Origin of the sequence: Prosthecomicrobium pneumaticum, from assembly GCF_014199915.1 — a bacterium.
Lineage (GTDB): Bacteria > Pseudomonadota > Alphaproteobacteria > Rhizobiales > Kaistiaceae > Prosthecomicrobium > Prosthecomicrobium pneumaticum.
Map to the genome: position 1 here is coordinate 325,690 of NZ_JACHOO010000003.1, position 11,766 is coordinate 337,455.

Annotated in this window: 10 protein-coding genes; 8 read left to right on the forward strand and 2 right to left on the reverse strand. The window is 68.8% G+C overall.

The genetic code is table 11. The features are described from left to right. Positions 1-379: 379 nt before the first annotated feature. The 8 genes from glpD to GGQ63_RS08680 all read left to right on the forward strand — a co-directional run bounded on the left by glpD (position 380) and on the right by GGQ63_RS08680 (position 9,822). Positions 380-1,909: a glycerol-3-phosphate dehydrogenase gene (gene glpD, locus GGQ63_RS08645; RefSeq protein WP_183854711.1), complete on the forward strand. Its 1,530-nt coding sequence runs from the start codon at positions 380-382 to the stop codon at positions 1,907-1,909. A 39-nt stretch (positions 1,910-1,948) separates the two neighbouring features. Beyond that, complete coding sequence (locus GGQ63_RS08650; RefSeq protein WP_183854713.1) at positions 1,949-3,028, forward strand: ABC transporter ATP-binding protein; 1,080 nt, start codon at positions 1,949-1,951, stop codon at positions 3,026-3,028. A gap of 10 nt (positions 3,029-3,038) precedes the next feature. Further along, positions 3,039-4,106, forward strand: coding sequence for an ABC transporter ATP-binding protein (locus GGQ63_RS08655; RefSeq protein ID WP_183854715.1), 1,068 nt, complete (start codon positions 3,039-3,041; stop codon positions 4,104-4,106). Between the two features lie 2 nt (positions 4,107-4,108). Then, positions 4,109-4,975, forward strand: coding sequence for a carbohydrate ABC transporter permease (locus GGQ63_RS08660; protein WP_183854717.1), 867 nt, complete (start codon positions 4,109-4,111; stop codon positions 4,973-4,975). A gap of 1 nt (position 4,976) precedes the next feature. Further along, positions 4,977-5,885: a carbohydrate ABC transporter permease gene (locus GGQ63_RS08665; protein WP_246429691.1), complete on the forward strand. Its 909-nt coding sequence runs from the start codon at positions 4,977-4,979 to the stop codon at positions 5,883-5,885. Continuing rightward, on the forward strand, positions 5,885-6,298 hold the full coding sequence (locus GGQ63_RS08670) for a DUF2160 domain-containing protein (RefSeq protein WP_183854719.1): 414 nt from the start codon (positions 5,885-5,887) through the stop codon (positions 6,296-6,298). The genes GGQ63_RS08665 and GGQ63_RS08670 overlap by 1 nt, the downstream gene beginning before the upstream one ends. 76 nt (positions 6,299-6,374) lie before the next feature. Beyond that, on the forward strand, positions 6,375-8,099 hold the full coding sequence (locus GGQ63_RS08675; protein ID WP_183854721.1) for an ABC transporter substrate-binding protein: 1,725 nt from the start codon (positions 6,375-6,377) through the stop codon (positions 8,097-8,099). 247 nt (positions 8,100-8,346) lie between these two features. After that, complete coding sequence (locus tag GGQ63_RS08680) at positions 8,347-9,822, forward strand: amidohydrolase family protein (RefSeq protein WP_183854723.1); 1,476 nt, start codon at positions 8,347-8,349, stop codon at positions 9,820-9,822. Between the two features lie 19 nt (positions 9,823-9,841). Here GGQ63_RS08680 and GGQ63_RS08685 read toward each other — a convergent pair whose 3' ends face one another. Together GGQ63_RS08685 and GGQ63_RS08690 are read right to left on the reverse strand one after the other, a co-directional pair. Beyond that, positions 9,842-10,714: an amidohydrolase family protein gene (locus GGQ63_RS08685; RefSeq protein ID WP_183854725.1), complete on the reverse strand. Its 873-nt coding sequence runs from the start codon at positions 10,712-10,714 to the stop codon at positions 9,842-9,844. A 5-nt stretch (positions 10,715-10,719) separates the two neighbouring features. Then, on the reverse strand, positions 10,720-11,757 hold the full coding sequence (locus GGQ63_RS08690; RefSeq protein ID WP_183854727.1) for a Gfo/Idh/MocA family protein: 1,038 nt from the start codon (positions 11,755-11,757) through the stop codon (positions 10,720-10,722). Positions 11,758-11,766 lie beyond the last annotated feature (9 nt).

Here is an 11,766-nt window from a genome sequence, read left to right on the forward strand (position 1 = left end):
CGCGAGGCAGCGCCGAGACCCGGGACCCATCGCGCAGAGCCCGGGCCGGGTCCTCATTGGGCCGGCCGTCGCGCGGCTCGATGGGTCCCGGCTTCCGCCGGGATGACGGGTGGAGAGGCCCCGTCTCACAGCGCGCACGTCACGATTATGGATGCCGGCACGGAGGCCGGCATGACGGGTGGTAGGGGCGGTGCCCGGTGGCCGACAGTCGAAGTTCGTTCCTAGCCCCGAGCACCTGGACCCCGGCACCGAGCGCCCCGTCGGCCTCAGTGCATGCCGCTGTCAGCTTTCGTTTGACATTCGATTCGCGTTCGAAATATGCTGATCGGGCTTCAATCGCAGCTAAAAATGCTGCGATGCGAAAGTCGGGGAGGGGTGGTTGAGCGACGGCGTCCTGTTCGACGTTTTCATCGTCGGCGGCGGCATCAATGGATGCGGCATCGCGCGGGACGCGGTCGGGCGCGGTTTTTCCGTCTTTCTCGCCGAGATGAACGATCTCGCCAGCGGCACCTCGTCCTGGTCGACCAAGCTGATCCATGGCGGCCTGCGCTATCTCGAATATTACGAGTTCCGCCTGGTGCGCGAGGCGCTGATGGAACGCGAGGTGCTGTGGCGGAACGCGCCGCACATCATCCGCCCCCTGCGTTTCGTCCTGCCGCACGCGAAGGGCATCCGGCCGGCCTGGCTCGTCCGCCTCGGCCTCTTCCTCTACGATCACATCGGCGGCCGCCGCCTCTTGCCGCCGACCCGCACGCTCGACATGCATGCCGATCCGGCGAGCCGGCCGCTGAAGCCGCTGTTCTCGCGCGCCTTCGAATATTCCGATTGCTGGGTGGACGATGCCCGGCTGGTGGTGCTGAACGCGCGCGATGCGGCGGCGCGCGGGGCGGTGATCCGAACCCGCACGAAAGTGACCCGCGCGCAGCGCGAAGCCGACGGCACCTGGTCGGTGACCGTCGAGGACCGCGCGACGCGGGCGACGCAGACGGTGCGGGCGCGGCTCCTCGTCAACGCCGCCGGACCCTGGGTGGACGGCGTGCTCGCCGGGCCGCTCGGCCGCAACGACGCGCACAATGTCCGCCTCGTCCAGGGCAGCCACATCGTCATCCGCCGCAAGTTCGACGACCCGCGCGCCTATTTCTTCCAGAACCGCGACCGCCGGATCATCTTCGCCATTCCCTACGAAGAAGATTTCACCCTGATCGGCACCACCGATCAGGATTTTTCGGGCGATCCGGGTGATGTGCGGATCACCGAGGGCGAGATCGACTATCTCTGCGCCGCGGCGAGCGAGTATTTCAAGGAGCCGGTGCGGCGCGAGGATATCGTCTGGAGCTATTCCGGGGTGCGGCCGCTCTATGATGACGGCGCCTCGAAGGCGCAGGAGGCGACGCGCGACTATATCCTGAAGGCCGAGGGCGGCGACGGCGAGGCGCCGCTCGTCACGGTGTTCGGCGGCAAGATCACCACCTATCGCCGCCTCGCCGAGCACATGCTCGAGCGGATCGAGGGCTTCATCGGCCGCCGCGGCCCGGCCTGGACGGCGACGGCGCCGCTGCCGGGCGGCGATTTCGCCCATGACGGCTTCGCCGCCGAGGTGGCGAAGCTCGAGGCGGCCTATCCCTTTCTCGCGCCCGCCCATGCGGCGCGGCTCGTCCGCCTCTACGGCACGCAGGCGCACGCTCTGCTCGGCGATGCGCGCGGCACGGCCGATCTCGGCCGGCTTTTCGGCCTCGACCTCTATGAAAAGGAGATACACTGGCTGATGGCCAAGGAATGGGCCCGCCGCGCGGAGGACGTGTTGTGGCGGCGCACCAAGAGGGGCCTTCGCCTGTCGCGGCAGGAGGCCGCGGCGCTCGATGAATTCATGCTCGATCGGGCGGGGAAGCGGAGCGCGGCCGCCGAATAGGCCGTCTCTCTCGTTCACGCCATCCCTGGGAGGAGGGGTATGCTGGAGTTGCGCAACGTCACGAAGCGGGTCGGGCGCGTGGATCATATCCGCGACGTCTCGCTCGCGCTTCGTCCGGGCACGCTCAACGTGCTGCTCGGCCCGACGCTCTCGGGCAAGACCTCGCTGATGCGGCTGATGGCCGGGCTCGACCAGCCGACTGCCGGCTCGATCCATGTCGAGGGGCGGGACGTGACCGGCGTGGCGGTGCAGAAGCGCAACGTCGCGATGGTCTACCAGCAGTTCATCAATTATCCGACGCTCACGGTCTACGAGAACATCGCCTCGCCGCTGCGGGTCGCGCGGGCCGATGCGGCGACGATCGACCGCGAGGTGCGGCGCGCCGCGGACCTGCTTCGCCTCGGGCCGTATCTCGAGCGCACCCCGCTCGCCCTTTCCGGCGGCCAGCAGCAGCGCACCGCGCTCGCCCGTGCGATCGTCAAGAAGGCCGGGCTCGTGCTGCTCGATGAGCCGCTCGCCAATCTCGACTACAAGCTGCGCGAGGAACTGCGCGAGGAGCTGCCGCGCATCTTCGCCCAATCGGGCGCCATCTTCGTCTATGCGACGACCGAGCCGCAGGAGGCGCTGCTGCTCGGCGGCAACACCGCGACCCTGTCGGAGGGGCGGATCACCCAGTTCGGCCCGACGACGGAGGTGTTCCGCCGGCCGCTCGATCTCGTCACGGCGCGCACCTTCGCCGACCCACCGCTCAACACCATTTCGCTCGAGAAGGCCGGCGGCGCCTTCCTGCTCGACGGGGCGCCCGTCATGCCGGTGCCCGCCCATCTCGCCGCGGTCGCCGACGGGACCTACACCGTCGCTTTCCAGCCGCACCATCTGGCGCTCGCCGCGCAGACGCCGGGCGCCATCCCGATCCGCGCCAAGGTGACGGTCGCCGAGATCACCGGCTCGGAGACCTTCGTCCACCTCGCCTTCGCCGATGCCCGCTTCGTCATGCTGGCGCCCGGCATCCACGATCTCGAGCCGGACACGGCGGTCGTCGTCCATGTCGATGCCCGCCATCTGATGATGTTCGACGGCGCCGGACGGGCGGTTCTGCCGACCCTTCGGGCGGCTTGAGGAGCGGGCGATGGCAGCGATCGGCCTCGAAAACATCCGTCACGCCTACGGCCCCGACCCGAAGCGTCCGGCGGACTACGCGCTCAAATCCGTGCACCACACCTTCGAGGACGGCGGCGCCTATGCGCTGCTCGGGCCGTCCGGCTGCGGCAAGACCACGCTCCTCAACATCATGTCCGGCCTCGTCACGCCGTCTTCGGGCCGGCTGCTCTTCGACGGCCGGGACGTGACGGGCCTGTCGACCGAGGCGCGCAACATCGCTCAGGTGTTCCAGTTCCCGGTCGTCTACGACACGATGACCGTCTACGACAATCTCGCCTTCCCCTTGCGCAACCGCCGTCTGCCCGAGGCGGAGGTCGACCGCCGGGTGCGCGAGACGCTCGCGCTGATCGATCTCGAGGACCGGGCGCACCGCAAGGCGCACGGCCTCACCGCCGATCAGAAGCAGAAGATCTCGCTCGGCCGTGGCCTCGTCCGCAACGACGTCGCCGCCATCCTGTTCGACGAGCCGCTCACCGTCATCGATCCGCACATGAAGTGGCTCCTGCGCTCGCAGCTGAAGCTGCTGCACAAGCGCTTCGGCCACACCATGGTCTATGTCACGCACGACCAGACCGAGGCGCTCACCTTCGCCGATACGGTGGTGGTGATGTATGAGGGCGAGATCGTCCAGATCGGCACGCCGGACGAGTTGTTTGCCCGGCCGAAACACACCTTTGTCGGCTATTTCATCGGCTCGCCGGGGATGAACGTCCTGCCCGTCGCGCTCGACGGCGCGCGGGCGCGGATCGGCGCGGCGGAGATCGCGCTGCCCGGCGCGCCGGGGCCGGTCGAAGGCCGGATCGAGCTCGGCATCCGGCCGGAATTCGTCCGGGTCGGCCGCGAGGGGCTGCCGGTCGCCGTCTCGAAGGTGGAGGATGTCGGCCGCCACAAGGTGGTGCGCGCGACCCTCGAGGGTCGGCCGATCGCCGCGCTGATCGGCGAGGACGAGGATGTGCCGGCCGAGCCGCGCGTCCGCTTCGAGCCGGCCGGCATCAATCTCTATGTCGACGCCTGGCGCGTGGAGCTCGGGAGCTGATCATGGAGAAGAGCTGGAACAACCGCGCCTGGTTCATGGTCCTGCCGGTTCTCGTGCTCGTCGCCTTCTCGGCCGTCGTGCCGCTGATGACGGTCGTCAACTATTCGGTACAGGACACTTTCGGCAATAACGAGTTCTTCTGGGCCGGAACGGAGTGGTTCGAGGAACTGCTCGCCTCGGACCGGTTCTGGGAGGCGATGGGGCGCAACCTCGTCTTTTCCCTCGTCATTCTGGCGATCGAGGTCCCGCTCGGCATCTTCATCGCCCTCAACATGCCCCGCAAGGGCATCGGCGTTTCGGTCTGCCTCGTCCTGATGGCGCTGCCGTTGCTGGTGCCCTGGAATGTCGTCGGCACGATCTGGCAGGTGTTCGGCCGCGTCGATATCGGCCTGCTCGGCCACACGCTCGAGGCGATCGGCATCGACTACAATTATGTGAGCGATCCGATCGACGCCTGGATCACCGTCGTGCTGATGGATGTCTGGCACTGGACGAGCCTCGTCGTGCTGCTCTGCTATGCCGGCCTCGTCTCGATCCCCGACGCCTATTACCAGGCGGCACGCATCGACGGGGCCTCGCGCTGGGCCGTCTTCCGCTACATCCAATTACCCAAGATGAACCGCGTCCTGCTCATCGCCGTGCTGCTGCGCTTCATGGATTCCTTCATGATCTACACCGAGCCTTTCGTCGTCACCGGCGGCGGCCCCGGAAATTCGACGACCTTCCTGTCGATCGACCTCGTCAAGATGGCTGTCGGCCAGTTCGACCTTGGTCCGGCGGCGGCGATGTCGCTCGTCTACTTCCTGATCATCCTTCTGTTGTCCTGGGTGTTCTACACCGTGATGACCAACCGCGGCGTGGAGCGGTAGAATGGCGGACGCGCGCGACATGACCGCCGATCCTCCCGCCCGGCCGCCCCTCGCCGGCGGCGCCCCCACCGCCGCCGCGACGCGGCCGGCCGCCGCGCTGCGCCGGCAGCGGCCGCGCGGCGCCTGGCTGGTGCCGACGCTCTATATCCTCTTCCTGCTCCTGCCGATCTACTGGCTCGTCAATATGAGCTTCAAGTCCAATCAGGAGATCCTCGGCGCCTTCTCGCTCTGGCCGCAGCAGCCGACGCTGCGCAATTACATGGTGATCTTCACCGACCCGGCCTGGTATTCCGGCTATATCAACTCGATCATCTATGTTGTCTTGAACACGGTGATCTCCGTCTCGGTGGCGCTGCCGGCGGCCTATGCCTTTTCCCGCTATCGGTTCCTCGGCGACAAGCATCTGTTCTTCTGGCTGTTGACGAACCGGATGGCGCCGCCGGCGGTGTTCGCGCTGCCCTTCTTCCAGCTCTATTCGGCCTTCGGGCTGATCGACACCCATATCGCGGTGGCGATCGCGCACTGCCTCTTCAACGTGCCGCTCGCCGTCTGGATTCTCGAAGGCTTCATGTCGGGCGTGCCGAAGGAGATCGACGAGACCGCCTATATCGACGGCTACAGCTTTCCGCGCTTCTTCCTGCGCATCTTCATGCCGCTGATCGCGAGCGGCATCGGCGTCGCCGCCTTCTTCTGCTTCATGTTCTCCTGGGTCGAGTTGCTGATCGCGCGCACCCTGACGACGACGGATGCGAAGCCGATCGCAGCCACCATGACGCGGACCGTGTCGGCCTCGGGGCTCGACTGGGGCGTGCTCGCCGCGGCCGGCGTCCTCACCATCATCCCCGGCGCGCTGGTGATCTGGTTCGTCCGCAACTACATCGCCAAGGGCTTCGCCCTGGGGAGGGTGTGATGAGCGTCGCCTCGCGCCGCCGCTGGCCGGTCGCCGCCTTCGCCGTGCTCGTCCTCTATGCCGCGGCCGTGGCCGCCGTCGCCGCGATGCTGCCGCGCAGCGACGGCGTCATCGACTGGACGGCGCCGCTCGTGCCCGGCGGCTGGATGGCCTGGTCGTTCGCGACCGCGCTCTTTTTCCTCACGATCGCGCTCCTGATCGCCCTGATGGCGGTCTGGGAATACGCCGCGCCCGGCGGCGCGCCGCGGGTCGGCATTCTCCGCTTCGAGACGACGCGCGGCGATCGTCTCTTCGTCACGCTGCTCGGCAGCGCCTTCATCCATCTCGGCTGGCTCGGTCTCGTCGGGCCCGGCCTGTGGTGGGCACTCGCCCTGTCGGCGGTCTACGCGATCGGCGTTTTCCGCTTCGTCTAGACAGGGCTCGGGCATGGCCGCCGAGGAGGGCGGTTGCGCTTCGGACGTTCGAATGATGGTCCTAGGGAGGGAACCGATGAGACGGACAGTATTGGCGACGACGAGCATCCTCGCGCTGCTCTGCGGAGCGGGGCAGGCCTTTGCGGGGATGGAGGAGGCGAAGGCCTTCCTCGACAAGGAGATCGGCGACCTGTCGACGCTGTCGCGCGCCGACCAGGAAAAGGAGATGCAGTGGTTCATCGATGCGGCGAAGCCCTTCGCCGGCATGGAGATCAAGGTCGTCTCCGAGACGATCACCACGCACGAATATGAATCGAAGGTGCTGGCGCCGGCCTTCACGGCGATCACCGGCATCAAGATCACGCACGATCTGATCGGCGAGGGCGATGTCGTCGAGAAGCTCCAGACGCAGATGCAGTCGAAGGAGAACATCTACGACGCCTATGTGAACGATTCCGATCTGATCGGCACGCACTGGCGCTATCAGCAGGCGCGCGCGCTGACCGACTGGATGGCGAACGAGGGCAAGGACGTCACCAATCCGGGCCTCGACCTCGCCGACTTCATCGGCACCAAGTTCACCACGGCGCCGGACGGCAAGCTCTATCAGCTTCCGGACCAGCAGTTCGCCAATCTCTACTGGTTCCGTTATGACTGGTTCAACGACGAGAAGAACAAGGCGGACTTCAAGGCCAAGTATGGCTACGACCTCGGCGTGCCGGTCAACTGGTCGGCCTATGAGGACATTGCCGAGTTCTTCACCGGCCGGGAAATCGACGGCAAGAAGGTCTACGGCCATATGGACTATGGCAAGAAGGACCCGTCGCTCGGTTGGCGCTTCACCGACGCCTGGCTGTCGATGGCCGGCAATGGCGATCGCGGCCTGCCGAACGGCAAGCCGGTCGACGAATGGGGCATCAAGGTCGACGAGAATTCGCGTCCGGTCGGCTCCTGCGTCGCCCGCGGCGGCGACACCAACGGCCCTGCCGCGGTCTACTCGATCCAGAAATATCTCGACTGGCTGAAGGCCTACGCCCCCGCCGCCGCGCAGGGCATGACCTTCTCGGAATCCGGTCCGGTTCCCGCGCAGGGCGAGATCGCCCAGCAGATGTTCATGTACACGGCCTTCACCGCCGACATGGTGAAGGACGGGCTGCCGGTGGTGAATGCCGACGGCACGCCGAAGTGGCGTTTCGCGCCGTCGCCGCACGGCGTCTACTGGAAGGACGGCATGAAGCTCGGCTATCAGGACGTCGGCTCCTGGACGCTGCTGAAGTCGACGCCGGACGATCGCGCCAAGGCGGCCTGGCTCTACGCCCAGTTCGTCACCTCGAAGACGGTCGACGTGAAGAAGAGCCATGTCGGCCTGACGCTGATCCGCGAATCGACCATCCGCCATCAGAGCTTCACGGATCGTGCGCCGAAGCTCGGCGGCCTGATCGAGTTCTACCGCTCGCCCGCCCGCGTCCAGTGGTCGCCGACCGGCACCAACGTGCCGGACTATCCGAAGCTCGCGCAGCTCTGGTGGCAGGCGATCGGTGATGCGTCCTCTGGCGCCAAGACCGCGCAGGAGGCGATGGACTCGCTCTGTGCCGAGCAGGAGAAGGTGCTCGCCCGTCTCGAGCGCTCGGGCGTCCAGGGCGATATCGGGCCGAAGCTCGCCGAAGAGCACGACCTCGCCTACTGGAACGCCGATGCCGTGGCGAAGGGCAACCTCGCGCCGCAGCTGGCGATCGAGAACGAGAAGGAAAAGCCGATCACCGTCAATTATGACGAGCTGGTGAAGAGCTGGAACAAGTGATCCCGCTCACCTGAACCTGTTGCCAACGCTTTCAAACCGTCCCCAAGACGGCGACTGATGAGGCGGCTTCGGCCGCCTCTTTTTTATTCGGCGCGGCGGGAGCCCTGCGGGCGCCGCGGGTTCCGGTCGGATCGGTGCAGCGGACGTCTATTGTCGCCAATGGTCCGAACTGTCGAAAACTCTCCGCGCATTTGACGGTGCGATGGTGCGCCGCAATAATCGATGCGTTCTGCTCCGGAGAAGACCGATGCCCGCCCGTCCCGACGCCGTGATCGCCGTCTCCGCCCTGCTCGGCGAGCCCGGCAGGACCGCGCCGACCGGTCCGGTGGCGATCGCCATCGCGGACGGTCGCATCGCGGCGATCGAGCCGGTCGACGAGGCTCCGGCCGGCACGCTCGCCCTGCCCGCGGGCGCCAATGCGCACGATCACGGCCGCGGCCTCAGGACCCTCGCTTTCGGCGCCGTCGACGACGCGCTCGAAGCCTGGATCCCGACGCTCGGCCGCGAGCCGAAGCTCGACGCCTATCGCCGGGCCGCGGTCGCCTTCGCCCGGATGGCGGAGGGGGGCATCGCCGCGACCAATCACAGTCACGGCACGCAGGACGCGGACGCGGCGCTCGACGAGGCGGAGGCCGTGTCGCGCGCCGCGCGGGATGTCGGCATCCATGTCGCCTTCGCCGCGCCCTTCATGGACCGCAATCCGCTCGTCTATGGCGATGCCGCGCCCTTCCTCGAGGCGGCCGACCCGCTGATCCGGCCCGGCCTCGAGGCGGCCGCGGCGGCCCCGCGCCGGCCGGTCGAGGACTATCTCGCCGAGGTCGAGGCGATGGCCGTCTTCGAGCACGGAACCTTCCGGGTGCAATACTGCCCGGTCGGGCCGCAATGGGTCTCGGACGACGCCATGGCCGCGATCGCCGCCGCCTCCGCCCGCACCGGCCGCCGCGTCCACATGCACCTGCTCGAGACGCGCTATCAGCGCGAATGGGCGGACGCGACCTATCCGCAGGGCATCGTCCGCTTTCTCGACGAGGTCGGCATGCTGTCGCCGCGCCTCTCGGTGGCGCACGGCGTCCATCTCGACGCCGCGGATTGCGCGCTGCTCGCCGAGCGCGGCGTCGTGGTGTCGGTCAACACCTCGTCCAATCTGCGGCTCCGCTCGGGCATCCCGCCGGTGCCGACCTTCCTGTCCGCCGGCGTCCGCTTCGGCGTCGGGCTCGACGCCCAGCCGCTCGACGATGACGACGACATCCTGCGCGAGATGCGGCTCGTCTGGCTGCATCACCGCGGGTTCGGCCTCGACGACGTGCTGACGCCCGAGCGGCTCTTCGAGGCGGCGTTCGTCGATGGTCGTCGGACCATTGTCGGCGATGGCGGCGGGCGTCTCGCCGTCGGGGCGCCGGCCGACCTGATCGTGCTCGACTATGGCCGCATGGCGCCGGACCTGCTCGATCCGACGGTGGATCCGATCGTGCCGCTGCTCACCCGTGCGACCCGGCGCTTCATCCGTCAGGTCGTGGTGGGCGGGCGCACCGTGGTGGAAGACGGCGCCTGCGTCTCGGTCGATCGCGGCGCGCTGGAGGCGGAGCTGATCGCCGAGGCGCGCGCCGCCTGGGCCGCCGCGCCGCCCGACGATGCCGCCCGCGCGGCCCGCAAGCGCGCCGTGCGGCACTTCTATGGCTGCGGTTGCCATATGGCGCCGCTGCGATCCTTCGCCGCCGAATGAACGCGTTCCGGCCGTCTCTTCAGATGTCGTAGAGCCGCCGCGCGGTGTCGTGGAAGATGGCGCGCTGCTCGGTCCCGGAGAGGTCGGCGAGCGCGAGGCGGACGGTGTCGAGGCCGCGCGCCGCCGGGCAGTGGCGGTCGTGCACCGGGAAGTCGGTCGCGAAGGCGAGCCGCTCCGGGCCGAAGGTGTCGACGAGGAAGCGGATCGGCCCGGCGAGCGCGGCGTCGGTCCAGCCCGGCATGCGGCAGTGCAGCGCCGAGAGCTTGACGCTGACATTCGGCCGCAGGGCGGCCCGGCGCATCGCCTCCCGCCACAGAACGGTGCCCTCCGGCGTCGCGAGGTCCGGGCTGCCGGCGTGCTCGATCGCCACGGCGAGATCGGGCACGCGATCGACGGCGGCGAGCGCGTCCGCCACCTGGTGCGGCTCGAGCATCAGATCGAAGACGAGGCCGCGGGCGGCGAGCGTCGCGAGGCCGGTCTGGAAGGCCGGCCGGCGCAAGAGGTCGGGCGCCCGCGCGAAGCCGGAGCCGTCCGGCCGCACCGCGACGATATCGCGGATGCCGGCGAGGTTGGGCGCCGCCGCCTCGAGCGCGTCGAGCCGGCGGTCGAGATCGGGCGCGTCGAGCGGCGCATGGGCGACGATCGCCGTGCAGAAGCGGGGCATGTCGGCCGCGACCGCCTGCGCCTCCGCGGCTTCGGCGAGCGGATCGGCGGCGAGCGCCTCGATCCAGACCGTCGCCGCGACGGCGATACCGGCGAGTGCGGCGGCGTGCTCGGCCGGGCCGAAATCCCGCGCGAGCTCCGGCTCGCGATCGAGCCAGGGCCGGGCGCCCGGCCGATGACGCCAGAAGTGGTGGTGCGCGTCGACGATCGGGCCGGAATAGAGCGGCATCCGCCTCAGCCCGCCGGGCGGACGGGCAGGCCGGTCGCGAGCGATTCCTCCGCCGCGGCGGTGAGCGTCACGGCGCGTCGCGCGTCGTCGAGCCCGACCAGCGGCGGCGTTCCATCGGCGACCATGGCGAGGAAGGCATCGACCTCGGCGGCGAGCGCACCGGTGATCCGGCCATAGAGCTCGGGCTGGTGGCGGATGCCGGCAGCCCGGAAGCCGTCGACCGCGTCGAAGGCAATCAATTGCTGCGTCCTGAGCCCCATGTCGTTCGAGACGAAGCCGCCCGCGCCGAACACGTCGAGCCGGTTGTTGCCGGCCGGTGACCAGCCGCGCGGCGTCGAGAAGCGGGCATAGTCGAGCGGCAGGGTCCAGCCGCTCTCGACGAGGCCGGCCGCGCCGTCCGCGAAGAGCAGCGTCGTCACGACGTGATCGTCGAGGCCGGTCTCGTCGAAGACCCGGCCGCGGCCTGCAACGGCATGGACCGCGACGACCGGCACCGGGTGCACCCAGGAGAGGAGATCGAAATCGTGCACGCCGAGGATCTTCAGCGTCGATGATTTGCCGGCGAAGCGGTGGGTCTCGGCCGATGTGAACTGGCGCCGGGCGGCGATCGTCACGACCCGGCCGCAGACGCCCTCGTCCACCGCGGCCTTCAGTTGGGCCGAGCCGATCTCGAAGCGCTCGACATGGCCCGCCATCACCGCGACGCCCGCGCTTCGCGCGGCGGCTGCGATCGCCGCGATGCCGGCGGGATCGGGCGCCACCGGCTTCTCGATCAGCATCGGCACGCCGGCCGCGGCGGCGAGCCGGGCGTGCTCGACATGGACGCTTTCGGGGCTCGCAATGATCACCGCGTCGAGCGGCGTCGTCTCGAACATCCGCGCCGCGTCCCCGAAGGCCAACGCGCCGTGCCGGGCGGCAAGGGCGGTCGCTGCGGCGGGAAGGACGTCACAGACCGCCGCGAGCCGCGCGTCCCGCCGTTCGGCGACGATGCGGGCATGGAAGGCGCCGATGGCGCCGCAGCCGATCAGGCCGATCTGCAGCATCGCCGCCTC